Source organism: Kutzneria viridogrisea DSM 43870, assembly GCF_000525635.1.
Classification (GTDB): domain Bacteria; phylum Actinomycetota; class Actinomycetes; order Mycobacteriales; family Pseudonocardiaceae; genus Kutzneria; species Kutzneria viridogrisea.
In genome coordinates, this window is sequence record NZ_CP007155.1 from 5,697,390 (window position 1) to 5,721,370 (window position 23,981).

The 23,981-nt window shown below is 70.3% G+C and carries 25 protein-coding genes and 1 tRNA gene; 14 read left to right on the forward strand and 12 right to left on the reverse strand.

The genetic code is table 11. The features are described from left to right. Positions 1–20: 20 nt before the first annotated feature. Entirely contained in the window at positions 21–1,085 is a 1,065-nt protein-coding gene (locus KALB_RS25345; protein ID WP_025358513.1) for an FAD-dependent oxidoreductase, read from the forward strand. Here KALB_RS25345 and KALB_RS25350 read toward each other — a convergent pair. Then, positions 1,078–1,536, reverse strand: coding sequence for a nuclear transport factor 2 family protein (locus KALB_RS25350; RefSeq protein ID WP_025358514.1), 459 nt, complete (start codon positions 1,534–1,536; stop codon positions 1,078–1,080). The two genes, KALB_RS25345 and KALB_RS25350, sit on opposite strands and share 8 nt — an antisense overlap. Positions 1,537–1,672: 136 nt before the next feature. Here KALB_RS25350 and KALB_RS25355 point away from each other — a divergent pair, with 136 nt between their 5' ends. The 5 genes from KALB_RS25355 (at position 1,673) to KALB_RS25370 (ending at position 3,837) form a co-directional block, all read left to right on the forward strand. Beyond that, complete coding sequence (locus KALB_RS25355; protein WP_025358515.1) at positions 1,673–2,152, forward strand: DUF2975 domain-containing protein; 480 nt, start codon at positions 1,673–1,675, stop codon at positions 2,150–2,152. After that, complete coding sequence (locus tag KALB_RS25360) at positions 2,152–2,370, forward strand: helix-turn-helix domain-containing protein (protein WP_025358516.1); 219 nt, start codon at positions 2,152–2,154, stop codon at positions 2,368–2,370. The genes KALB_RS25355 and KALB_RS25360 overlap by 1 nt, the downstream gene beginning before the upstream one ends. Positions 2,371–2,504: 134 nt before the next feature. After that, positions 2,505–3,089 carry an isopentenyl-diphosphate Delta-isomerase gene (gene idi, locus KALB_RS25365; RefSeq protein WP_042222478.1) on the forward strand — a complete coding sequence of 195 codons (585 nt, stop codon included), beginning with the start codon at positions 2,505–2,507 and terminating at the stop codon, positions 3,087–3,089. A gap of 157 nt (positions 3,090–3,246) precedes the next feature. Next, entirely contained in the window at positions 3,247–3,459 is a 213-nt protein-coding gene (locus tag KALB_RS46820) for a hypothetical protein (protein WP_148309621.1), read from the forward strand. A gap of 72 nt (positions 3,460–3,531) precedes the next feature. Further along, positions 3,532–3,837 carry an antibiotic biosynthesis monooxygenase family protein gene (locus KALB_RS25370; RefSeq protein WP_025358518.1) on the forward strand — a complete coding sequence of 102 codons (306 nt, stop codon included), beginning with the start codon at positions 3,532–3,534 and terminating at the stop codon, positions 3,835–3,837. On the opposite strand, the gene KALB_RS25375 is transcribed toward KALB_RS25370, so the two are convergent. The 3 genes from KALB_RS25375 to KALB_RS25385 all read right to left on the reverse strand — a co-directional run bounded on the left by KALB_RS25375 (position 3,838) and on the right by KALB_RS25385 (position 7,499). Further along, the gene (locus tag KALB_RS25375) at positions 3,838–5,187 is read right to left on the reverse strand and encodes an ATP-grasp domain-containing protein (RefSeq protein ID WP_025358519.1); all 1,350 of its coding nucleotides are present in this window, start codon (positions 5,185–5,187) and stop codon (positions 3,838–3,840) included. 73 nt (positions 5,188–5,260) lie between these two features. After that, the gene (locus KALB_RS25380) at positions 5,261–6,259 is read right to left on the reverse strand and encodes a CobW family GTP-binding protein (RefSeq protein ID WP_030108370.1); all 999 of its coding nucleotides are present in this window, start codon (positions 6,257–6,259) and stop codon (positions 5,261–5,263) included. Between the two features lie 34 nt (positions 6,260–6,293). Continuing rightward, positions 6,294–7,499 (reverse strand): YbiU family protein, encoded by a 1,206-nt coding sequence (locus tag KALB_RS25385; RefSeq protein WP_030108369.1) that lies wholly within the window; start codon positions 7,497–7,499, stop codon positions 6,294–6,296. Between the two features lie 66 nt (positions 7,500–7,565). On the opposite strand from KALB_RS25385, the gene KALB_RS25390 reads away from it, so the two are divergent. After that, the gene (locus KALB_RS25390) at positions 7,566–8,606 is read left to right on the forward strand and encodes an ROK family transcriptional regulator (protein ID WP_025358520.1); all 1,041 of its coding nucleotides are present in this window, start codon (positions 7,566–7,568) and stop codon (positions 8,604–8,606) included. Here KALB_RS25390 and KALB_RS25395 read toward each other — a convergent pair. Then, positions 8,568–9,935: a purine-cytosine permease family protein gene (locus KALB_RS25395; RefSeq protein WP_025358521.1), complete on the reverse strand. Its 1,368-nt coding sequence runs from the start codon at positions 9,933–9,935 to the stop codon at positions 8,568–8,570. The genes KALB_RS25390 and KALB_RS25395 overlap by 39 nt on opposite strands. A 118-nt stretch (positions 9,936–10,053) precedes the next feature. Between KALB_RS25395 and KALB_RS25400 the strand changes: the two genes are divergently transcribed. Next, complete coding sequence (locus tag KALB_RS25400) at positions 10,054–11,238, forward strand: glycoside hydrolase family 64 protein (RefSeq protein ID WP_025358522.1); 1,185 nt, start codon at positions 10,054–10,056, stop codon at positions 11,236–11,238. Here KALB_RS25400 and KALB_RS25405 read toward each other — a convergent pair. The 3 genes from KALB_RS25405 to KALB_RS25415 are packed head-to-tail and all read right to left on the reverse strand — an operon-like array spanning position 11,231 to position 15,164. Then, a complete protein-coding gene (locus KALB_RS25405) occupies positions 11,231–12,433 on the reverse strand; it encodes a PucR family transcriptional regulator (protein ID WP_025358523.1) in 1,203 nt (400 codons plus the stop codon). The genes KALB_RS25400 and KALB_RS25405 overlap by 8 nt on opposite strands. A gap of 38 nt (positions 12,434–12,471) precedes the next feature. Further along, positions 12,472–12,927 carry a (2Fe-2S)-binding protein gene (locus KALB_RS25410; RefSeq protein WP_025358524.1) on the reverse strand — a complete coding sequence of 152 codons (456 nt, stop codon included), beginning with the start codon at positions 12,925–12,927 and terminating at the stop codon, positions 12,472–12,474. Between the two features lie 8 nt (positions 12,928–12,935). Further along, the gene (locus KALB_RS25415; protein WP_025358525.1) at positions 12,936–15,164 is read right to left on the reverse strand and encodes a xanthine dehydrogenase family protein molybdopterin-binding subunit; all 2,229 of its coding nucleotides are present in this window, start codon (positions 15,162–15,164) and stop codon (positions 12,936–12,938) included. A 280-nt stretch (positions 15,165–15,444) separates the two neighbouring features. On the opposite strand from KALB_RS25415, the gene KALB_RS25420 reads away from it, so the two are divergent. The 3 genes from KALB_RS25420 to KALB_RS25430 all read left to right on the forward strand — a co-directional run bounded on the left by KALB_RS25420 (position 15,445) and on the right by KALB_RS25430 (position 17,256). Then, a tRNA-Pro gene (locus tag KALB_RS25420) sits at positions 15,445–15,518 on the forward strand. 117 nt (positions 15,519–15,635) lie between these two features. Then, complete coding sequence (locus tag KALB_RS25425; RefSeq protein ID WP_025358526.1) at positions 15,636–16,595, forward strand: tyrosine-type recombinase/integrase; 960 nt, start codon at positions 15,636–15,638, stop codon at positions 16,593–16,595. Next, positions 16,588–17,256, forward strand: coding sequence for a hypothetical protein (locus tag KALB_RS25430; protein WP_025358527.1), 669 nt, complete (start codon positions 16,588–16,590; stop codon positions 17,254–17,256). Before KALB_RS25425 ends, KALB_RS25430 begins: the two co-directional genes overlap by 8 nt. A gap of 30 nt (positions 17,257–17,286) precedes the next feature. Here the strand turns inward: KALB_RS25430 and KALB_RS25435 are convergent, their stop codons facing one another. The 4 genes from KALB_RS25435 to KALB_RS25450 form a co-directional block, all read right to left on the reverse strand. Beyond that, entirely contained in the window at positions 17,287–17,505 is a 219-nt protein-coding gene (locus KALB_RS25435; RefSeq protein WP_236650007.1) for a hypothetical protein, read from the reverse strand. 85 nt (positions 17,506–17,590) lie between these two features. Next, the gene (locus KALB_RS25440) at positions 17,591–18,544 is read right to left on the reverse strand and encodes a tyrosine-type recombinase/integrase (protein WP_025358529.1); all 954 of its coding nucleotides are present in this window, start codon (positions 18,542–18,544) and stop codon (positions 17,591–17,593) included. After that, on the reverse strand, positions 18,541–19,551 hold the full coding sequence (locus KALB_RS25445; protein ID WP_025358530.1) for a TRM11 family methyltransferase: 1,011 nt from the start codon (positions 19,549–19,551) through the stop codon (positions 18,541–18,543). The genes KALB_RS25440 and KALB_RS25445 overlap by 4 nt, the downstream gene beginning before the upstream one ends. Then, positions 19,544–20,311, reverse strand: a complete 768-nt coding sequence (locus KALB_RS25450; RefSeq protein ID WP_025358531.1) for a hypothetical protein — start codon at positions 20,309–20,311, stop codon at positions 19,544–19,546. The genes KALB_RS25445 and KALB_RS25450 overlap by 8 nt, the downstream gene beginning before the upstream one ends. 838 nt (positions 20,312–21,149) lie before the next feature. Here KALB_RS25450 and KALB_RS25455 point away from each other — a divergent pair. The 3 genes from KALB_RS25455 (at position 21,150) to KALB_RS25465 (ending at position 23,688) form a co-directional block, all read left to right on the forward strand. After that, positions 21,150–22,007, forward strand: a complete 858-nt coding sequence (locus KALB_RS25455; RefSeq protein WP_236650008.1) for a hypothetical protein — start codon at positions 21,150–21,152, stop codon at positions 22,005–22,007. 215 nt (positions 22,008–22,222) lie between these two features. Beyond that, positions 22,223–22,519, forward strand: coding sequence for a pilin (locus KALB_RS25460; protein WP_236650009.1), 297 nt, complete (start codon positions 22,223–22,225; stop codon positions 22,517–22,519). Positions 22,520–22,692: 173 nt separating this feature from the next. Then, positions 22,693–23,688 (forward strand): TrbL/VirB6 family protein, encoded by a 996-nt coding sequence (locus KALB_RS25465; protein ID WP_148309623.1) that lies wholly within the window; start codon positions 22,693–22,695, stop codon positions 23,686–23,688. Positions 23,689–23,981 lie beyond the last annotated feature (293 nt).

A 23,981-nucleotide genomic window follows, 5' to 3' on the forward strand; every position in this document is an offset into this window, starting at 1 on the left:
GTTCAATCAGGGGGGTCGACATGCACGTTGTCATCATCGGATCAGGCATCGGCGGGCTGTGCCTGGCCCAGGGCCTGCGCAGCGCGGGCGTGGCGGTGACGGTCTGCGAGCGGGACGCCGCGGTGGACGACCGGTACCAGGGCTACCGGATCGGGCTGAACCAGCACGGGCTACAGGCACTGGCGGACTGCCTGCCGCCGCGGCTGTACGAGCTGGTCGAATCGACCTGCGGGGACCAGATCGGGACGCGACCGGTCACCGACGAACAGCTGCGGCAGACCTCCGACCTGGGCTGGGTCGCCGGGGGCACGGTGGCCGACCGCCGGGTGCTGCGGCACGTGCTGCTCACCGGCCTGGACGCCGACCTGCGCTTCGGCAAGCAGTTCACCAGGTACGAGGAACTGCCGGACGGCACGGTGCGCGCCGAGTTCGCCGACGGCACGAGCACGGTGGCCGACGTGCTGGTCGGCGCGGACGGCATCGGGTCCGCGGTGCGCCGCCAGCTGCTGCCGCACGCCGTGATCACCGACACCGGGGTCCGCTGCCTGCTCGGCCGCACGGAACTGACCGACCGGTTCGCGAGGCTGGTGCCAGGCGCGGGCAAGGTGGCGATCGGGCCGAACGCCACCTTGATGCTGGGCAAGATGGCGTTCCGCAGGCGCCCTGACCAACTCGCCGCGCAACTACCCGCGACCGCCGACTACCTGCGCTGGGTACTGATGGTGCCCAGTGGCCAGCCGACGATCGACGCGGCGACGCTGACCGCCGACTGGCACCCGGAGCTGCGGGCGGTGATCGCCGAACAGACCACCAGCTCGCTGATCTCGATCCGCTCCGCCGAACCGGTGCCCGCGTGGCGGCCCGGGCCGGTGACGCTGCTCGGCGACGCGATCCACACCATGTCGCCCTCCGGCGGCAGCGGGGGCAACACGGCGCTTCGAGACGCGAACCTGTTGCGCCGCAAGCTGATCGACTCGGGCCGCGCGGGCATCGGCGACTACGAGGCGCACATGCGCGAGTACGGCTTCGCCGCGGTCGCCGCCTCGCTGGCGGCGCTGCCCACGTTCGTGCCGCAGCTCACCTGATCGGCAGGGCCAAGCCCCGCTCGGACTCCGGGCGGGGCCCGTGGATCCGGCGCTGCTCCGCGGTGATCTCCACGTCGTTGATGCTCGCCTCGCGCCTGCGCATCAGGCCGTGCTCGTCGAACTCCCACAGCTCGTTGCCGTAACTGCGCCAGTGCCGCCCCTCGGCGTCCCGGCACTCGTACTGGAAGCGCACCCCGATCCGGTTGCCGCGGAAGCCCCACAACTCCTTGCGCAGCGCGTAGTCCTGCTCGCGGTCCCACTTGGCGCGCAGGAACTCCACGATCTGCGCGCGGCCGGTGACCCACTGGTCCCGGTTGCGCCACACCGAGTCCTCGGTGTACGCGAGCGAGACCCGCTCCGGGTCGCAGGTGTTCCACGCGTCCTCGGCGGCCTGCACCTTGATCAGCGCGGACTGCTCGTCGAAGGGCGGGAACGGCGGTCGTGCGGACACCGGCTACCTCCAGCACACGGTGGAGAACGTCCATTCTCCGATTGTGACCAGCCTAGAGAACCGGCGTTCTCCACCGCAAGCCCGCACCGAACCCGACCTATTGACAAACGATAGCTATCGATCGAAACTCGATAGCGTGAACCGCATTGCCATTCACATCCTGCGTTGCTGCATCGCCTTCGCCCTGCTCGTCTCCGTCTTCGGGCAGGTGGTGGTCATCCCCAACGCCGTCGCCGACGAAGCCGAGCTGTACCCGGAACTGGCGGACCGGGTGGCCGCCTACACGGCGGTCGGGATCATCGGCGTGCTGTGCGTGCAGATCGCGCTGGTCGCGGTGTGGGCGCTGCTGTCCATGGCCCACGCCGACCGGCTGTTCAGCGAGCGGGCCTTCCGCTGGGTGGACGTGGTGATCGGCGCGACCGTCGCGGCGACCGCGCTGACCTCCGGCTTCGGCGTGCACATGCTGTTCAGCACGCAGCCGGGGCCGCCCGCCCAGATCCTCGGCGTGGCCGGGCTGACCTTCGGCGGGTTCGCCCTCGTGCTGGCGATGCTGGTGATGCGCGGCCTGTTGCGCAAGGCCACCGCCCTGGAGGGCGAACTGGCAGAGGTGGTGTGATGCCGATCGTGGTCGACCTGGACGTGCTGCTCGCCCAGCGGAAGATGTCGGTGGGCGAGTTCGCCGAGGCCGTCGGCATCACCGTCGCCAACATCGCCGTGCTCAAGAACGGCCGTGCCAAGGCCGTCCGGTTCAGCACGCTGGACGCCATCTGCCGGGTGCTGGAGTGCCAGCCCGGTGACGTGTTGCGCTGGATCCCGGACGCATCCGAGGACTAGCTAGCCGATCGTCCGGGCCCTGCACGCAGGCAAGTCAGGAGAGCTGACCAACTCGAAGCCGCCCGTTGCACGGGTACTCCGTTCAGGAGCGCGGCCCCGAGCCCATTGCGACGATCACCCGGTACTGTGGCGAGGTGGCTGAGCTGGTCGTGTTGTGCGCCCCGGACGGATCCGCAGCCGGTGAGCTGCCCAAGAGCGAGGTGCACCACGCGGACACACCGCTGCACCTGGCCTTCTCCTGTTACGTCTTCGACCGGCGGGGCCGGTTGCTGACCACTCGCCGCGCGCTGACCAAACTGACCTGGCCAGGAGTCCTGACCAACACCTGCTGCGGCCACCCCGGCCCCGGCGAGTCCATGCGCGACGCCATCACCCGGCGGCTTGGTCAGGAGCTCAGACTGACGGTGCAGGGCCTCGACCTCGTGCTGCCCACCTTCCGGTACCGGGCCGTCATGGCCGACGGCACCGTGGAGAACGAACTGTGCCCGGTCTACCGCGCGATCGCCGAGGATGAGGCCGAGCCCGATCCCGACCCGTCGGAGGTGCACGAGGCCGCCTGGGTCCCGTGGCGGCAGTACGCCGACTCCGCGCTGGCCGACCCCGCCTCGGTGTCCCCGTGGTCGGCGATCCAGGTCGCCGAACTCGACGCCCTGGGCCCCGACCCCCTCACCTGGCCCGCCGGCGCCCCCGGCCAACTCCCCGCCGCCGCCACCCCCTGACGCCCCGGCGATGCGCCATGAAGGTGCCCCTTGCGACACCTAACGTCCTGAACGGCACCTTCGTGACACCCGCCCCGGGCCGCGCGCCGTCCGGTACCGCCACACACGGCCCCCGCTCAGCCGCACCCCAGACACCACGAAGGTGCCCTTTACGACGTTGAACGCCCCCAACGGCACCTTCGTGACAGGAACGACCTACGCCCCACTAGATTCGATCGTCACTGAAGCCATAGTGCCCCACAACGTCATGAAGGTGCCGTTCGAGACACCTAACGTCTCAAAGGGCACCTTCATGACGCTGCCGGGCCGTGGTGCGAAAGTGCCGTTCGCTGCGCTCAGCGCAGTGAAAGCCACCTTCGCGGCACACTGAGCCCGGGCAGCCAACCGCACACCCGCCCCGGGCCGCGCGCCAGCATCACCGCACAGCGCCTAGGCTGGCGGCATGGCAGTGGTGAAGATCAACGCGGTTGAGGTGCCCGGGGACGCGGGTGCGGAGATGGAGCGCCGGTTCGCGGCCAGGGCCGGGGCCGTGGACAAGGCGAAGGGCTTCCTGGGCTTCGAGCTGCTGCGGCCGGTGGCCGGGGACAGCCGCTACTTCGTGTACACCCGCTGGGAGACCGAGCAGGACTACCAGGCCTGGGCCGCCGAGGCGATGGGCTCGCACGGCGGCGGGCGCCCGGTGGGCACCGGCTCCAGCCTGCTGGAGTTCGAGGTCGTGACCAGTTCGGGTCCCCAGCAGGCCGACTGATCACTCCGCGGGCAGCGCGGCCTCCAGCCCGTCGAGGATCGCGGTGCAGTCCTGGCGCAGGGTCTCCGCGTCGTTGGCGGTCACCAGGAACACGCCCAGCCAGTTGCGCGAGCCGCCGGAGGGGTCGTACCTGGGCACGGGGCTGCCCTCGGGCACGGCGAACGCCTTGACCTGGTCGGCGGTGGTGCCCTCGGACAGCAGCTCCGACCAGTTCACGGCGGAGGGCCGCCAGCGCGGGGTGCCGCGCCAGGGCGTGCCCTTGGCGTTGGCGGGGATCGTGGCCAGCGAGGCTGCGGCGCGCTTGCCCCGCACCAGCATGGCCTGCGGGTAGTCGACCGGCTCGCCAAGCAGTTGCCGCACCAGCATGGCGATCGGGTCGATGCCGAAGACCTCCTCGATCTGCTTGACGACCATCAGCCCGGCGAACCGCGCCCCGGTCTCGATCACCGCGGCCCACCCGTCCGGCCCCAGCTTGAGCTCGGTGTGCGTGCCGCAGGTGTGCAGCCCCAGCGCGTCCACGGCTCGGCGGGAGATCTCCTCGATCTGCCGCTGCACCGGCTCGGGCAGCGTGCTGGGCATGGTGCTGGCCACCTCGGTGAACGGCGGGATGGTCGGCAGCTTGCTGGTGATGCAGAGCGGGTGGTAAACGCCGTCGGCCACGATGCCCTCGACGCTGACGTAGTCCCCGTAACCGGGTTCGGTGTACCAGCCCTCCGTGCTGCCGCTGAGGATCTCCTCCACGAGCAGGTCCCGGTCGGTGTCCGGGGCGTACAGCTCGTTCATGCCCGCGTCGCTGCCCAGGGCCAGCGCCTCGGCGACCTGCCGCCAGGCGGGCGCGACGTCCTCGGGGGTGCGCAGTACGAGCTGCGCGACCGAGCCCGCGCCCCAGGCGGGCTTGAGCAGCAGCGGCGGGGTCAGCTCGGTCATGGCCGCGGCCAGATCGGCCTCGGAGTCGACCCGGCGGAAGCGCGGGATCGGCACCCCGGCCCGGTCCCAGGTCTCCCGCATGAGCCGCTTGTCCCTGGCGTTGATCAACCCGGGGCCGCCACCGGGCAGGCCGAGCCGCTCGGCCACGTGCGCCACCAGCAGGACCGCGAACTCCGACATGGTGATCACCGCGTCGGCGCCCAGCTCGCGGGCGTGCTCGACGACCAGGTCGACCAGGGTCGCACCGCGCGCGTCGGTGTGCAGGTCCACGATGTTCGTGCAGCTGGGCCGCCACTCGTCCTGCGCCGCGGTGGGCAGCGGGGTCAGCGCCAGCACGTGCAGTTCGCCGCAGCCTGCGATGCGCGGGAACACGTGCTCCAGCGGAGCGCCACCCTTGACGTAGAGGTACAGGATTTTCTTCACGAAGCAGTATGTCCGGAGCCGCTCCGGACAATCGTGCCCGCGGCGTGACAATCCGCGATTCGTTGCCCGAAAGTCAGCAGTGCCGTAGCACGCGGAAGATCGCGGCGGGATCGGCGTCCCCGCTGGGGTCCAGGCAGGCGGTGAGCCGCTCGGTGATCGCGGCCTCGTCCAGGCCGGTACCGATCAGCACGAGCTGGGTCTCGCGCGTTTCGCCCGCCCGCCAACGTCCCCGCTCAAAGCTGAGGTAGTTGCCCACGGCGTGCACCGTGAACTTCTGCCGGTGCTCGGGGTGTGCGAAGTGCACAAAACCCTTGGCGCGGTACAGCCCGGCCGGGCGGTCGTCGAGGAAGGCCATCAGCAGCGCGGGGTCGAACGGGTGCGGGGACCGGAAGGTCACGCCCTGGTAGGCGCTGTGCAGGTGGTGGTCGTGCCGCAGCAGTTCCTCGAAGGACAGCTGGCGGGCCACCGTGGTGTCCTCCGGCTTGGCGTCGAACAGCAGCCCGGGGTCGATCCTGCCGTGCGCGGTGGTGATCACCGGCGTGCCGGGAGCCAACTGCTCCACCAGCGCCAGCACCACCTCGCGCTCCTCCTCGTCGAGCCGGTCCTCCTTGTTGAGCACCACCAGGTCCGCGTAGCGCAGGTGCTTGGCGAGCTCCGGGTGCGTGTCCAAAGTGGACTCGAACTCGGCGCCGTCCACGAGCTGGACCAGCCCGCCGTAGCGCACCCGCTCGTGCGAACTGGCCAGCACCATGCGGATCACCGACTGCGGCTCGGCAAGTCCGCTGGCCTCCACCACGATCACGTCGATGCGCGCCGAGGGCTCGGCCAGCCTGCCCAGCATGTCGTCCAGCTCACTGGCGTCGGCCACGCAGCACATGCAGCCGTTGCTCAGTGACACCATCGAGTCGACCTGGCCGGCCACCAGCAGGGCGTCGATGTTCACCGAGCCGAAGTCGTTGACCACCACGCCGACCCGGGTGCCGGAGCGGTTGGTGAGCAGGTGGTTGAGCAGGGTCGTCTTGCCCGAACCCAGGAAACCGGCGACGAGGATGACCGGGATCTGACTCGGCACTGCCCAACCTCCGACTCGACGGCTGGCCGTGATCCTAGTCGAGGTCCTCGACCGTGCCCCGGCCCACGTAGTCCACCTCGTAGTCCTCGGCGGCGAAGTCGGGCGGGCTGCCCCCGCGCAGGAACGCCTCGTGCTCGCGCCGCGCGTACTCGTCGTTGGCCGGGCAGCCCGGCACCGCGGCGATGTACATGACGTTGCCCCAGCGCCGCATGCCCGCGACGTCACCGACCGAGTGGATCAGGTCCGGGTGCCACCACACCGTGTCCCCGGGCAGCATCGCCGGGATCGGGGTGTGCGCCTGGGACAGCGCGGGGTGCCACTGGTCGGTGATCGGCAGCGCGCGGCCGACCTGAGCCCCGCACAGTTCCTCCTCGGGCACGTCGTCCAGCAGCGGGCGCAGCATCAGGTACAGGGCCGCGCTGGCGATCGGCACCACGTGCAGCACCCCGTCGGTGGGCCGCATCTCGGTCAGCGCGGTCCAGCCCTGGAAGCTGCGGAACACGCTGCACATCTGGGTGGACTCGTACTCGCGGACCTGCGTGCGGTGCGCGGCGTCCCAGGGGTCGTAGCTGCGCCAGTCCCCGGCGTAGAGGTGCCGGAACACCGCGCGGTAGGCCGGGTCCAGCCAGCGCTCCACCGAGCCGGAGTCGATGTGCGGGGACAGCCCGAAGGAGGAGTCCCCCGGCTGGCGGCGGCGGATCCGGTCGGCGTAGCCGCTGTCGCGGTCGGGGTCGAACCAGTCCCCGTGCTTCCACAGGGAGTTCAGGAAGCGCCTGGTGACGGCCATGCGCGGGTCGTGCCTGGCGCGCACCTGCGGCCGGGACCAGTAGATCGGGTAGATCTGCGGCCTGCTGGAGCTGAGCGTGCCGAAGAACTGGTCGGCGGCGCCGCGGTAGTTGGCCAGGAACTGGTTGCGCTCCAGGTACTCGGCCAGCTCCTGGTCCCAGTCCTCGGCCAGCTCGCGCGGGAAGGTCTGGCGCACGACGGCACACCCGCGCCGGTGGATCTCCGCCCTGGCCCGCTCGCTGACGGTGCCCGCCAGGATGTCCTCGAAGCGCAGCACCGGCAGCACGTCCGCACCGCCCGCACGCTCGGCGGCGATCTGCTCCGCCTCGGCCCGCATGTGCTCCTCGACCTGGGCGAACACCCCGGCCACGTCCCCGATGCCCGCCCTCAGCTCGGCCTTGACCGCGCGGATGGCGGCCCCGAGCTCGGCCGGGGCCTGGATCGCCGTCGTCATCGACACGTCCTCCCGGTTTTAGTTAGTCAGGTGTCCTGACTAAACCCGTGCCGGTACGGTACACCCATGGTCAACCGCAAAGCCCTGCCCAGCATGACCCTGCTGCGCGAGTTGACCGACCAGATCGTGCTGGACACCGTGTTCGGCCAGGCCCCGATCACCCGCGCCGAGATCGCCCAGTGCACCGGCATCTCCAAGACCACCGTGTCCGAGGCGGTGCGCAGGCTGGAGGACGCCGGTCTGCTGCTGACCGCGGGCACGCAGACCGGGCGGCAGGGCCGGGTCGGCACCTACTACCAGGTCGCCGCCGACGCCGGGTTCGCCGTGGCGGTGGACCTCAACTCCACCGAGATCCGGGTCCGCGCCGCCGACCTGTTCGGCGTGCCGTTCCTGGACGAGTGGCACGCCCCCACGGACCCGCCATGCCAGCTGCGCGGGCTGGTGACGCGGGCCATCGACCGCGGCATGGCCGAACACCGCAGGCTGCTCGCGGTGGGCGTGTCGGTGGCCAACCCGGTGGACCCGGCCACCGAGTCGGTGGTGGAACTGCCGGACACCCCGTACCCGCAGGGGCTGTTCCGCCCGCAGGAGGTGCTCGACGGCCTGTTCGAGGCTCCCCTGCTGGTGGACAACGACGTCAACCTGGCGGCGATCGCCGAGCGCTGGCACGGCGCGGGCAGGGACGTGCACAGCTTCGCCTACGTGCACATCGGCGCGGGCATGGGCATGGGCCTGGTGATCGGTGACCAACTGGTACGCGGATCGCACGGGGTCGCGGGCGAGATCGGCTACCTGCCACTGGACTCCGGCCTGCGACAGGGCTTCACCCTCGCGGTGCTGGGCTCGCCGAACACGGCGGCACGGGGCGCCGTGATCGGCCGCGCCATCGCCTCGGTGTGCGCCCTGGTCGACCCCGAACTGGTGCTGCTCGGCGGCCCGCTGGGCCTGGACCCGGACCTGCTCGACCCGGTGCGTGCCACGGTGGCGGAACTGGCCCCGGTCCCGCCGAAGATCGAGTTCGGCGCGCTGGGCGAGAGCGCCGCCGTGCGCGGTGCGCTGGAGCAGGCGCTACAACGCGGGCGCGCCGACCTGTGGGCGAAGGCATAGCAGCCGGTACAGCACCGCGGGCACCAGCAAACCCAGCAGCCACGCGATGTCCGCACCGCCCAGCAGCGGGGCGAGCCAGCCGGTGAACACCCCGTCCACGTTGGCGAACGGGATCTGCACCAGCACGCCGAACGCGTAGACCAGCAGGGCGCGCGGATTCCACCGGCCGTAGCGGCCCGCCGGGTCGTACAGCGCGGCCAACTCGTAGCGCTCGTGGCGCACCAGGTAGAAGTCCACCAGGTTGATCGCCGACCACGGGGTCAGGAAGTACAGCAGGAACTCCAGGAACAGCACGAAGTTGCGCAGGAAGTCCCCGCGCCCGAGCACCGCGAGCGCCGCACCGAGCACGGCGAAGACCAGCACGTAGCCGATTCTGCCCACTGTGGACAGTGCGGCGCGGCGGGTGAAGGTCGTCAGCGTGGTGGCCACCGACATGTAGCCGCCGTAGACGTTGAGCACGTTGACCGTGAACTTGCCCAGCGCCACCGCGACCAGCAGCGGGATCACCAGGCCCGCTCCGCCCAGCCCCACCACGTAGTCCACCTCGTGCCCCTTGAACGCCTTGCCCGCCAAGGCGAAGGCCAGCGCGCCGAAGGACATGGCCCACGCCGCGCCGAGCACCGTTCCGCCGTAGGTCCACCAGAACGTGGCCCGCACCGAGGTGGACTCGGGCAGGTACCGGGAGGTGTCGGCCACGTACGGGCCGAAGGTCAACTGCCAGGAAGCGGTCAGCGACAGGGCGAGCAGGAACGGCGGCAGGTCGAACCGCGCCCCGGACAGCAGCGCGCCGAGGTCGTGCCCGGCGACCAGCCTGATCGACAGGTACACGAAGACCAGCACCGACAGGACCGAGGCCAGCCAGCCGAACCGGTGGATCAGCCGGTAGCCGAGGATCGCCGCCAGCGCGGTCAGCCCCGCGTAGAGCACGATCGACAGGTCGACGGGCAGGCTGGTGATGCCGGACAGGGCCTGCCCGCCCAGCACCGTTCCGCTGGCGAAGAAGCCCAGGTACATCAGCACGACCAGCACCAGCGGCAGCACCGCCCCGTACACGCCGAACTGCGCGCGGCTCTGGATCATCTGCGGCACGCCGAGCTTGGGGCCCTGCGCCGCGTGCAGCGCCATCGGCACCCCGCCGAGCGCGTTGCCCAGCAGCACCGCGGCCAGTGCCCACACCGGGTGCAGGCCGACCAGCACGGTCAGCGCCCCGGTCACCGCCGAGGTGATCTGCATGTTGGCCGCGAACCACAGGGCGAACAGGCTGCGCGCATGCCCGTGCCGCTCGGCCGCGGGGATCGGGTCGATGGATCTGCTCTCGATCTCGGGCACGCCTCATCCTGTCACCGACAGGAGCAGTGCGACTACTCCGTTCGGCCTGTTGTCCAGACCAGTTGTGAGCGCTCTCATGGATGGATCCCGAACAGACGCCGCCGTCGAAGGGGACCGAATGATCTCTCGCAGGGCCTTCCTGGGTGCCACTGCCGCAACCGCGCTCGCCACCACCTTCGGTGCACGAGCCCTCGCCGCCACCGGGTCCACACTGGACGTCGCGCTGGTCAACAACACCGGGAACAACACCGTCTACTGCTACGTCACCGGGCAGGACCCCAACGCGGGCAACGCGTGGATGTTCCTGCAGGCAGACGGCAGCACCGTCTACCACCCGCCGTCACCGCCCTCCCCCGGCACCCCGCTGGGCGCCGACTGCGCCATCGTGCTCAACGCCAGCGGGGCGGGACCCCGCACGATCACGGTGCCGCGCATCGTCGGCGGGCGCGTCTGGTTCTCCGTGGGCAAGCCGCTGACCTTCCTGGTCAACCCCGGCCCCGGCATCGCCATGCCCTCGGTGTCCAACCCGAGCGATCCGAACATCAACACCAGCTGGGGCTTCTGCGAGCTGACCTTCGACGCCAGTCAGCTGTACGGCAACATCAGCTTCGTGGACTTCGTGTCCCTGCCGATCGCGCTCTCGCTGAGCACCCCGCAGGGCACGCAGACCGTGCCCGGGCTGCCGCAGGGCGGGCTGGACAAGGTGTGCTCCGCGCTGCGCGAGCAGGGCGGGGACTGGGCCAAGCTCGTGGTCGACGGACCGGACGGCAAGCCGCTGCGCGCGCTGAGCCCGAACCAGGCGATCTCCACCAATCCCGGGCTGTTCAACGGGTACCTGGACGACTACATCAACCAGGTGTGGCAGAAGTACGCGGGCACCGACCTGGTGATCGACACGCAGTTCACCTGGGGCCAGGCACGCGGTCGGGTCTCCGGGGACACGCTGAGCTTCCCCGGGGTCGGCAGCTTCGCCAAGCCCTCCACGCCCGCGGTGTTCAGCTGTAGCCAGCCGCCGTTCACCACCGCCAACGACGAGATGGGCAACCTCAGCGCGCGGCTGGCCGCCGCGTTCAACCGGACGACCCTGCTGGACAACCCGGTGCAGCCCACCAACGAGGACCCGTCCCGGTTCTACCAGCAGGCCGCCACCAACCACTACGCGCGGATCCTGCACGCCACCCTGCCCGACGGCAAGGGTTACGCCTTCCCCTACGACGACGTGCACCCCGACGGGGTCGACTTCGAGGGCAAGGTGCAGTCCGGTGAACCCGGCACCCTGACGATCACCGCCGGGCTCACCTGAGCGGGGCGGGACTGCGGGTGCTGTCCCCGAACAGCGACAGCGCCCGCAGCGCCGTGCCCAGCTCGGCGATGTCGGCCGGATCGGTCAGCGAACGCCCCAACTCGTCGGTGATCCGCTTGAGGCGGTGCCGGATCGTGTTGGGGTGACAGAACATCCGCTCACCAGTGAGCCGGGTGGAGCCCTGGCACTCGAACCAGGCGCGCAGGGTCAGCAGCAGCACGTTGCGCTCCTCCCCCGGCAACTGGAGGATCGGCCGCAGCACGTCGTGCGCCAGTTGCACCGAGGCCTCCGGCGCGCTGGCCACCAGTCCCGCGAGCGGGGACTCGTTGAACTGCACCATGCCCGTGCTGCCCGGGCTCATGCTGGACAGCGCGACCCGCGCCAGGTGCAGGGCGCGCGCGGTGTTGCCCAGTCCAGAGTAGACCGGGCTGACGCCGACCCGTCCGATCACGTTCTCCCGCAACAGCCCCACGATCGTGCTCGCCGCCTGCGGCCCGCGCAGGGACACCACGCCGACCTGGAGGTCCGGGGTGAGCCGCCAGGCCGAGGCGTGGTGGTGCTCGCGCAGCCGGGCCTCGGCCTGGGGTAAGGCTTCCCGCCCCAGGCCCGGGGTCTCCGCCGCCACCACCACGTAGGTGCCGTCCAGGGACAACTCCAGCACCCTGGCGATGTCCCACAGCGTGCCCTCGATCGCCGCTCCCCCGGCGAACAGCGCCTCCACCAACGCCGAGCGCCGGGTCTGCTGGGCGAGCAGGACCTCGGCGGTGGTGTCCCGGTACGAGGTGGTGAGCACCTCCGCGTAGTCGTCGATCAGCGCCCAGATCGCGGTGGTCGCGGCCACCAGCGCGTCCCGGTCCACGGCCAGGTCCACGAACCTGTACCACACCTCGGTCAGCCCGATCCGGTAGGCGCGCAACAACTCCGGCAGCGGAGCGCCCTTGAGCGCGCGGGCCCGCCCGGTGGCCGCGGCCTGGGACAGGTCGGGCGAGCCCTCGCCCTTGAGCGTGCGCATCGCGGAGTGCAGGTTGGCCGTGACCGAGGCGCGCAGCTCCTCGTGCGAGACGAACTCGGCGCGGCCGTAGACCGCCATCTCCTCGACGATCTGCTCGAAGGTCGACTTCACCAGTTCGGGCAGCTGCGGCTCGACCCGCGCGGCCAGGTCGGCCACCACTGGGTCCGGGTGAACGAAGTGCATGACGCCGACCTCCTTGTCCAGTCCCCGGACGCAGCAATCTACATCTTCGCGGCCGCGCTGCGAATCGCCTCCCTGATCCGGAAGTAGGTCCCGCACCGGCACACGTTCTCGATCTCGTCGATCTCGGCGTCGGTCGGGTTCCTCGTCTTCTTCAGCAGGGCCACCGCCGCCATGATCTGGCCCGGCTGGCAGTAGCCGCACTGGGCCACGTCCTGCTCCAGCCACGCCTCCTGCACCGGGTGCAGCTTGTCGCCCTGTGCAAGGCCCTCGATCGTGGTGACCTCACGGCCCTCGACCTCGGAGACGGGCACCACGCAGGGGTTGATCTTCTCCCCGTCCAGGTGGCTGGTGCACGCCTTGCAGACGTCGATGCCACAGCCGTACTTGGGGCCCTTGACGCCCAGCTTGTCCCGCAGCGCCCACAGCAACGGCAGATCGGCGGGCGCGTCCACGGTCACCGTCTTGCCGTTGACGGAGAAGGTGTAGTTCGGCACGGCACTCCTCAGCGGGGGAACGGGTCGAAGTCGACCGGGAAGTTGATCGGGAAGCTGGTCGGCCTGGTGCCGGTCGCGCGGGTGTAGGCGTTGGCGATCGCGCCGACCGCCGCGGGCAGCCCGAGCTCACCGGCGCCGCCGGGCTCCCCGTTCGCGGGCATCACGAAGATCTGCACGTCGGTCGGGGTGTCCTTCTGCCTGGCGTAGTGGAACTGCGAGTAGCTGCCCTCCAGCGGCAGGCCCTTGTCGATGTGCAGGCCCGCGCGCAGGGTCGTGGAGATCGCGTCGGTCAGGCCGCCCAGCAGCTGGGCCTGGAGCCCGCGCGGGTTGATCGGCCGCCCCACGTCCGCGGCGATCACCGCCCTGACCACCCTGGGCGCCTTGGGATCGCGCGCGTCGATCTCCACCAGGCAGGCCGTACAGGACTTGTACTCGTCGTGCACGGCCACGCCCTGCGCGAAGCCCTTGGGCATGGCCCTGCCCCAGTTGCCCGCCGAGGCGACCTTGTCCAGCACCGCGCGCTGCCGGTCGGTCTTGAGGAACTCGCGGCGGAAGGCCACCGGGTCCTTGCCCAGCTTCGCCGCGAGCAGGTCCACGACCATCTCCTCGGCGCCCCGGGTGTTCGCCGAGTACACCGAGCGGAAGCTGCCGGTGTGCATCTGCAGCGGCACCTCGTTGAGCAGCTGTGTGGTGACCCCGAAGTTGTACGGGGACTTGACCGTGGTCAGGAAAACGGTCTGCGCGAAGCTCAGGTTGCCCGCCACCGGCAGGTGCGCCGCCGTCGCGGTGAGGATCTCACCGAGCCCGTGCCGGAAGTCGGTCTCCACGCTGGCCACCCGGTGCTCGAAGGTGAGCACCTGGCCCAGCGCGAAGGTCGCCCTGATCTTGTGGTGGCTGGCCGCGCGCGCCCTGCCGTGCCGCATGTCGTCGATGCGGCTCCACATCAGCTTCACCGGCCGCTTCATGGCCTTGGAGATCTGCGCCGCCTCCAGTGCCGCGTCGAAGAACAGCCTGCGTCCGAAGGACCCGCCGCCCTGCACCACGTGCACCGTGACCTTGTCCACCGGCAGGCCGATCGCCTGCGCGATGGTCTGCTTGGCCACGATCGGCGACTTCAACCCGGCCCAGATCTCCGCACTGTCCCCGCGCACGTCGGCGATCGCCGAGTTGGTCTCCATCGGCGCGTGGCTGACGAAGGCGAAGTCGAACTCCGCGTCCACGTACTGGGTCAGCAGCGGCGGCACCACGAAGGGCAGCGCCGCGGCGTGCAACTGTTTGCGGATGTCCACATCGGACAGGTTGTCGACCGTGCCGCCGTTCCAGGTCACCTGCAACGCGTTCTTCGCGTCCAGCGCCTGCCCGAACGTCTCCGCCGTGACCGCCACGCCGGTCGGCACCACCGCCAGCGCCAGCACCCCCGGCATCGCGCGCACCGCCGCCTCGTTGGTGATCGCCCGCACCGTGCCGTTGATCGTCGGCGGCCTGCGGACCATCGTCGGCATCGCACCCGGCACGTCCAGATCCAGGGTGTAGCGCTGCTGGCCCGTCACCATCGCGCGGGCGTCCACCCTGGACGTCGGGGTGCCCACCACGTTGTGCTGGGCCTCCGGCTTCAACCGCACCTCGCCGATCGCCAGCGTCGACCGCGCCGCGGCCGCCGTCAGCTCCCCGTAGCCCGCGCTGCGCCCGTCCGCCGTGTGCACCGCACCGCCCCTGGTCACCAGCTTCGCCGCCGGCACCCCGAACCGCTCGCTGGCCGCCGCCACCACGCGTGCCCGCGCCGTCGCCGCCGCCGTGCGCACCGGCGTGTACAGGGACCGGATCGAGTTGGAGCCGCCCGTGAGCTGGTTGAACAGCAACTCCGTGCGCGCGTCGCTCAGGGTCACCACCACCTGGTCCAGCGGCACGTCCAGTTCCTCGGCCACCAGCATCGCCGTGGCCGTGGTCAGCCCCTGCCCCACCTCCGCCCTCGGCAGTTGGAGGTGCACCCTGTTGTCCCGCTCCACCTGGAGCACCAGCATGTTCGCCGTCGGCGTGCCCGCCAGGATCAGGATGTCGCCCAGATCGGTCAGGTCGGCCGGGGCCGGCAACGTCGGCACCACCGCGTTCGCCGTGCCCGGAGCCACCGCCTCGGTCGCCAGGTCCGCGGCCACCGTCAACACCGGTGCCGCCACCAGGAACGTCAGGAACCCGCGACGACCGATCCTGGTCGGCTCGCTCTGGGGTGGGCTGGCCATCTGACTCCCGTTTCTCCAGGGGCTGTGACCGCCGTCACGCTAGGGAGCCGCTCACTCGGGGTCAACCGCGCGTAGTCGTGTCGCCCCATCTCTGTGACCAAACCCAGTTTGATCCCCCGAAAAGTGTGCCGCGCCACACCCACGCCCCCACCAACCCCCAAAACCACCCCCAAACCCCCGCTGACCTCGGTGATCAACTAGAGGTACCCCCTGTCACGAGCACCCTCCGGCATGCGCTAAGCTATGCGAGCACTCAGAGAACAGCGAGTGCGAGAACGACCGGGACGTGGCGCAGTTTGGTAGCGCACTTGACTGGGGGTCAAGGGGTCGCAGGTTCAAATCCTGTCGTCCCGACGGTCGAGAGGGTCTCCGCAGGTCAGACACTGCGGAGACCCTCTTTTTTTGATCTTGGGTCTGTCATCGAGGCCGAGCACGCCGTTGCCCGACTCCTTGACTCGACGAGGTGCCGACATGCCTCTGCTAGACCTGGACAAGATCACCACCGACCTGGCCGTCCCCTGGGCGAGCTACCTGCGCGACTGGGATCGCAACCTGCGCTCGCGCAACCGCCCCGAGACGACTCGATACAACTACCTGCTGGCGGCCGCCCAGCTCGCGCGCTACCTCGACGACGAGTCCCCCGATCCGGAATCGCCCGCCGCTGCGGAGGACCCGACCGTCGTCACCCGCGCCCACGTCGAGGCCTTCCAGGCGTGGATGATCGAGACCCGATCGGCGTCCACCGCCGCGAACAAGCACAAGGCGCTTCAGCAGTTCTTCAAGTGGCTGCTGATCGACGAGGAGGACATCGACCGCTCCCCCATGGAACGGGTCAAGCTCCCAGCCACCCCGACCAAGCTCATCCCGATCATCCGGGACGAGGACACCAAGAAGATCCTCGACGCCTGCAAGGGCAAGCGGTTCATCGACCTGCGCGACGAGGCAATCGTCCGCCTGTACTACAACACCGGCGCACGACTGTCCGAAGTGGCCAACCTGAACCTGGACGACATCGACCTCACCACCGAGTCGGCGCACTACCACGGCAAGGGCAACAAGGACCGCCGCGTCCGGTTCGGGCCGAAGACCGCCCGCGCGATCAGCCGCTACCTGCGCGCCCGCGCCAAGCACAAGGGAGCCGACCGCCCCGAGATGTGGCTGGCCGACCGCGGCGGTCGCCCGTTCCGGGCCAACGGCATCAAGATTCGCCTCAAGCGCCTGGGCGCCCGCGCCGAGGTCACCGGCGTCCACGCCCACCGCTGGCGGCACAACTACGCCCACGAGTGGAAACTGGCCGGTGGGGACACTGGTGACCTGATGCTGTTGCTGGGCTGGACCAGCGAGGACATGCCCCGCCACTACGGCGCCAGCGCCGCCGCCGAACGCGCCCAGCAGACTCAGCAACGGCTGGGGGTGGGCGAGCGTGTCTGATCAGCGGAACGTGCTCGACCACCGGACCGTCACCGCCGTCGTGACCGCGGTGACGGCCACGGTGGCCGCGCTGACCTTCCTGTTCGGCTTCGGCAACGTCTGGGCCCTGGCCCTGCGGCTGGGTGTCCCTGAGTGGATCGCGCCGCTGATCGCGCCGGCCGTCGATCTGTCGGTGATCGGCCTGCTGGTCGGCATCCGCTACCTGGTCCTCACCGGCGCCGCTCCCCTGGTCCTGCGTCCGGCCCGACGCCTGCTGTGCTGCTGCAGCCTGGCCACCCTCGCGCTCAACGTCACCGACCCACTGCTCACGGGCACGGTAGGCAAGGCACTGGTGGACGCAGTCGGCCCACTGCTGTTGATCGGGTGGGCGGAGGTCGGCCCCGGCTTCCTGCACGCCATCGCCACCGCCGACACCCCGTTCCCGCAGGGCAGCATCCCGTTGCCCGGTCCGCGTGCGGCACGGGACGGAGAAGACCTGCTCGCACGCGCACGGGCCGAGGACGCGTGGCACCGGCACCGTCATCAGCGGCCGATCTCGGCCGAGGCACTGCGCCTGCGGCTGCGTGTTGGAGCGGCCCGGTCGCGGGAACTGGTCTCGACCGTGCGCTCAGAGCACGCCGCACGCCAACGCGCGCTCGACACGATGTCACCGGCCGGGTGACGAGGACGACCGCGCCACCCGGGGTACCGGTCAGGCGGCGCGCTCCCCCTCGGCACGCCGGCGGCGGGCACGCACCGACCGCTCAGCCAGCTGATGCATGTAGGCCGTGCGCGCGTGCCGGGCGCGGATGGCGCGGTCCTCCGCCGGGAGTACTCCTTCGGGGTCGACCTGCCGCTCGAACCGCCGCAGGAACGACTCGGTACCGGCGGAGGTACGAGCTGCCCGGTCGACGGTGGTTGACCACGACACGTGCGCGGCGATCCGGGCACGTCGGCTGCGTTGCCTCGCAGTCAGGGCACTGCGCCGCCTCAGGGGAGCAGGAGGATCAGCTGGGCTAGACATTCTCACCGATCCTCAGCCGTGCCTGGTTTTCCTGGGCGCGTTCGGCAGCGGCGCTGGCACCGTAATGGCGCACCATGTCCTCACTGGTCCACCCCAGTAGCAGCATCAGGTCACCGCTGTCACCACCGGCTCGCTTCCACTCGTGCGCGTAGTTGTGCCGCCACCGGTGCGCGTGCACGTTCGCCACCCCCGCCCGCAGGCCCCGCCGCTTGAGCCGGATCTTGATCCCGTTCGCCCGCAGAGGGCGGGTTCCGCGGTCGGCCAGCCACAGTTCCTGCTGATCCGCTCCTCGGTGGCGTGCACGGACCCGGAGGTAGCGGCTGATCGCACGAGCGGTCTTCGGCCCGAACCGCACCCGACGTTCACGACCGCCCTTACCGAGATACCGAACGGAATCGGTCGTCAGGTCGACGTCAGTCAGCGCGAGGTTGGCGACCTCGGCCAGCCGCGCACCGGTGTTGTAGTACAGGCGGATGATCGCCTCGTCCCGAAGGTCGAGGAACCGTCGCTCGCCACAGGTGGCCAGCACCTTCCGCGTGTCATCGTCCCGGATGACGGGCACGAGCCGCACAGACACCTTCGGCTGTCGCACACGCTCCATCGGGGACCGATCAATCTCCTCCTCGACAACCATCCACTTGAAGAACTGCTGCAGTACCTTGTGCTTGTTCAGCGCCGTCGCCGCTGACCGTGTCTCGATCATCCACACCTGAAACGCCTCGACGTGCTCCTTGCGCACACAGGTCGGGTCGTCGGCCGCCTCGGACGCGTCCAGGCCTACTGGGGCACCGCGCAGGAACCGCGCCAGTTGTGCCGCCGCGAGAAGGTAGTTGTAGCGGGTGGTCTCGGGGTGGTTGCCCGCCCGGAGCGTTCGGTCCCAGTCACGCAGGAAGCTCAGCCACGTCGTTGAGGCATCGCGACTGATCGTGTCCACGTTGATCGTCATCGCCACCGGCCCGAGGAGATCCGCCGGACATCAGCAGCAGGTCCAGCCGACACACAAGCAACCGCGCGTCGCGCACTCGTCCGAGTTGGACGATCGACGAAAGCAGTCCGGGCGTGGACCATCCTGATGCGCCTTGGGATACCGGCTACGGCAGCGAGCTCGGCACCGTTGGCGGCCTGGAACACGAGCACCTCGTGGTGCGCGGTGAACGTTACTGGTGTACCGGCACCGGCAGCGCGTACTCGGGCGGCGCGCCGGTCGGCGAGCGAGGCCCGGTTGACTAGCCGGCTGCCGCGTAGTCCTGCGGTCAGCGCGATGCACCGGTCGACCGGCGCCAGACCGGCGGAAGTCCCGGCGGCGATCAACGGGGTGGTCAGGTCGACCAGGCAGCCGTCGGGGTGCCGTCGGGGTCGGGCGACGAGGACGAGGTGCCCGCCGGAGCCCAGCAGTGGCTCGCAGTAGGCCAGCGTTGCGACGAGTTCGTTGATGACCGCGGCGGGGTCGCGGTCCGGACTCGCCGTCCGCTCGCCTAGGTCGTCGGGGGCGGTGCGCAGGGCGGTCAGGACGAGCCCGACTCGCCCAACGAGTCCGACGGCACGGATGGTCGCGAGCATCTGCGGACGGGCGTCGAGGACAGCCCCGTCGCGCCATGCGCCCGAGGCTTTGGCGGCGGCGATGTTGGCGCGGGCGAGCGTCCACCACCGACTACGGGCGGTCAGTCCGAACGCGCGGCGGCCGGCGTGCAGTGCTTCGGCCAGGACGGTGCCGGCGCCGCAGTCGGGGTCCACGACGAGGTCGCCGGGCCGGGTGTAGGTCGCGATCGCATATGCGGCGATAGCAGGCGGGATGAGGTCAGTGTCGGTCTCGGTGCCGGGCACGCAGCCGGCCTCGCGCAACTGGGTCGCGGGGTCGGTCTGGCCGGTTGGCCAGACCGACAGCGATGGGATCGGAGGCTTCTCTCCCTGCGGCAACGGGACCGGCCAGGGTGAGGTGGGGCGATCAGTCATCGGAGGGCTCCTCACCGTTCACGTCACCGCTCGACAGGGGCTGGCGGGTGAACACGAACAGGTCGTCGTGCACCTTTGTCGATGGCCCTGGCAGGGTCTGGGAACGGTCGTACGCGCCGGCGTCCGCAACGGTCAACGTGCCGTTATGAACGGGTACGCGCAGTAGCGCGATGCGATCGGTGAAGCGGAGGCCGGTGTGGTGCGCGGTGTGCACCAGCGGCCCGGCGGGGTCGGTGAGCCGTCCGCCGGAGTGGTCACCATGAGTGATGACGGCGAGGGTTCCCGTCTGGGCGAGCAGACCGGCCCAGTCGGTCGGGTGGAACCAGTCGAGGGCGCGGGGTTCGGCCGCGGTGATGATCAGGTCGAAGCGGTCCGGACTGTGTCCAGGTGCGGGTGTATCCGGTCCGGCGGGGCGGTCCGGTGACGGTCCGGTGGCGTCGCCGGTGGACGGACTCGCGGTAGGCAGGCTAGGTCCGGACTCCGACTCGGTTGACGTGGCGCCGGGTGTCTCGCCGCACGGGTCGGGGTGCGCTCCGACGGTCCGGCTCTGGATGCCGCGGCCGAGTCGGACCACGGTCCAGCCCGCTTCGAGCAGTCCGGCATACGGGCTGCGGCGGGGCCGGTTCTGGACTGCGGTCGCCGGCCACGCGGCGGGCAGGGCGATGAACGGCGCAGGGTCGAGCAGCAGGACCCGCTGTCCGGGTTGGGTGTAGGTGGTGACGATCGTGATGACGGCGGTCAGCAGCCAGTCGGCGATCACCGCTGTGCCCTCATTGTGATCGTCTTGGGCGCAAGACCAGACCGTGGTGGGACGGCGCGGGCGGACGCGGACGCGCCCACGCGGACCGCAGCCACGAGCGGCCCGATGGTGGCCGGCGGCGGCACGCCCCGCACGGCGCCCGCGGTGGGGATTGTGGCCGTCGGGTGCGTCGGGCGGGGGTGTCGAGTTCATGCTCATCGCCTCCGGAGCGCGGGGGGCTTTCGTGCTGACACCCCTGAACTCCGTTTTTCACCGCGCTTTTGGACAGGCCGCCCAAGATTCCTTCAATCGACCACGACACTCTCAGGGCAACACCAACAAGCGAGCGATCACGCGGCTTCGATGACATCGACTGGAGCACCGGCGCCGAGCATGTGCGGGTGTCAATGGAATTTTTCTTCAAGATTTTTTTCGGGCGCCTCACGCTGCTCGCCAACGCTGCGGGGACACGCCGCGCGGCGAGCCAGTGCCTCTACTAGACCGCTACTAGCCGGGATCCGTCTTAGCAGCTGGGGGACCACGTGATGGATCACGGCCGGGTGCCAGAGCGATCGCGCCAGCACCTGGCGGCCCGGCCGCGTCTATTTCGAGCTAATAGTGGACTAATAGCGCGACGAAGATCAAACAAGTAGTGACCATGCAATTCACTAGTATTCACCAAGTAGTCGCTGTGGCGTACTGACGTCGCCGGTTTCCGTTCCGACGCCACTGGAGTCACGTTATGACAGCGAAACCCCCACCACACCATCCCGGCGCCCCCGAGGAGGGTCGCCCGAATTCCCTGGACATCGCCCGCGATGCCTTCGCGCTACTGGTGGCCGGCCCTCACCCGGTGGCAGTGAACGGCCGATTGTTCCCCGGGCTTCCCGACCAGATGGTGCCGCTGAACGAGGTCCGCGACCGCCTGCTGGCGCGGCGCTGTCCGCAGACCGTGCGCGACGCGGTCTGGGCACACCTGGTGCTGCGCTCGCGCACCGAGGGCGGAAGCTGGACGGTCGGTGCGGTCGGCGTGGCGCTGCCCGCACTGAACTCGATCGCGGCCAGGCTGACCGACCGGTTCCTGGCCGATCCCGCCGACATCCACGCCGAGGTGTTGCGCGGATTCCTCACCGCACTGTCCGAGGTTGACCTGCGGCCGCCGCGGATCATGCTCAGGCTGCGCTGGGCGGCCTACCGGTCGGGCCACCGGGCCCTGTCCGAGGCGTTGGCGGGCCCGACCCCGGTCGCACCGGGTTGGCTGTCGGCGCCGCCTCGGCCGCCGTGGGCGCACCCGGACTTGGTGCTGGCCCGCGCGGTCACCGACGGGGTCCTGACCCGGACCGAGGCCGAGCTGATCGGCACGACCCGGCTGGAACCGATGGCGCTGTCGGACTGGGCCGCCCACCGGCGGGTGCCGCTGTGGGCGGCGTACAAGACCCGCAAGCGCGCCGAGGCTCGGCTGGTGGCCTACCTGCGGGAGCAGGCCCTGGATGCCGACCCGGACGACACGCTGACCCCGCACGTGGCTGCCTCCCTCACCCTGCCCCAGTCACCCGCCCTCGAGCAGGGGTCACTGTCCGTGGCCGATCGGGCCGGTCGGCGGCGGCGGAAAGTTCGTCGCCGGATGTCCAAAACGGACTCGGATACCGGAGTTCAGGGGTGCGGGACACCACCGCGTGACCCCCGCCGCCCCGAGGAGGAGCCCCGATGCGCCTGACACCCCACCCCCACGACACATCGCGCCCGCAGACCGCGCCCACCACGCCACACGGGCACACCGACACAGCAGGCGCCCCGGCCTGCACGCACACCCGCACCCCGGCCGTCGAACGGGCCAGTCATCGGAGGGCTGAGGGCCGGCCGGTGGTGTGTGTTCAGGCCGCAGGCCGTCGTCGACGGCTGCCTCTGATCACGGGGTCGATCGTGGTGGCGGTGGTGCTGACAGCGTCGGTGGCGCACGCGGAGACGGTGCACGTGCTGCTCGCGGGCGATCCGAAGGCGGAGATCATCAAGGTATTCGACAACATCCGCAACTGGGTCATGGGCCTGCTGGCCAGCATCGCCACGGTGTTCCTGACCATCGGCGCACTGCGCTACCTCGCCTCCGGCGGCGACGTCGGTGAGGTCGAGAAGGGCAAGTCCGCGCTGAAGAACGCCGGGTGGGGCTACGGTCTTGCCGCGTTGGCACCGGTCATCGTGGAGATCCTCAAAGCGATCGTCGGGGCCTGACCATGGTCACCACTCGCAGCCCCGCGGACCGACCAGCTCGGCCGCCGCTATCAGGGTCAGGGGCCAGCCAGGTCGTGGCGTCCGAGGCTGTGAGTGCGACGTCTCCGCTCGGCCATACGCGGCGCGTTGGCCATGGGGGGCGACGGGTCCTGTGGTCACTCGCGGTGGGTCTGATGGTGCTGCTCGGCGCCCGCGCCACCACCGCCCTCGCCGCGCCCGCGCCGGTGCCGGGATCGCCGGTGGACGGCTGTCCGCCCGGATCGACAGTGCCGGTCTGCACACTGCCCACGGTCACTACCGCACCAGCGGCGCCTCCGCTGGTGCCCTCCGGGCTGCCCACCACCACCACCACCCCAGGCACGCCGTGCACCGGGCTGCAGTGCCTGCCGACCACCACTCCGAACACGCCACCACCACCAGCGGGTGGCGAGCAGGTCGCGGGGTGCGGGCTGGGTGAGTGGATGGCCGATGTCGGCGGCTGCATGGGCAAGGCCATCAACTCCTGGTTCGCCGGGATCGTCACCGCCGCCCTGCACCCCCTGCTGGACACACTGGGCACCACGTTGTTGTCCACGCCGCCGTTGGAGGCGCTGCCGCAGGTCGGGCCGTTGTGGCAGTACTCCTGGGGCCTGGTGCTGGCCGGATACGCGCTGCTGGTGACCATCGGCGGGATCCTGGTGATGGCCCACCAATCAGTGCAGACCCGCTACTCGATCCGCGAAATCGCGCCCCGGCTGCTGATCGCGCTGCCCGCTGCCGCGCTGTCGCTGCTGATCGCGGATCAAGCGGTGCTGCTGGCCGACGCGCTGAGTCAGGCCATCCTCGGACAGCAGATCGATCCGGCCGCGGCGACCGGTGCCCTGGCCAACGTTCTGGTCGCCCAGGCCCTCGGTAGCTCCAACCTGTTCTTCCTGCTGTTGGGATTGGCCGTGGTCGCGCTGCTGGTGGGGATCCTGGTCACCTACGTGGTGCGGGTGGTCGTGACGATCATCCTGGTCATCGCCGCCCCGCTGTGCCTGGCCTGTCATGCCCTGCCCGGCCTGGACGGCATCGCCCGCTGGTGGTGGCGCACCTTCGGCGCCGTCCTGTCGATCCAGTTGGCGCAGTCGCTGACGCTGGTCGTGGCGATCCGAGTGTTCCTCGCCCCCGGCAACGGGGGTGCGGGGTGAACCTGGTCCCCGGCCTGCACGGCAGCCTCATCGACCTGCTCGTGGTCCTCGCGCTGCTGTTCATCCTCTACCGCATCCCCACCTGGATCCTCGCCTCCATCCGCGTCACCGGCGGTGGGCGGTCGTGGGTGGGCAGCCTGATCAAGGGATTCGTCATGGCCAAAGCCTTCGGCCTGCTCACCGGCCGGCACGGTTCCACCGGCGCCAGTGGAGGCGCAGCAGGATCCACGCGGCGCCCACCCCCGCCCACCGATCCACCATGGCCGGCACCGATTCACACCTCGTACGGGGTG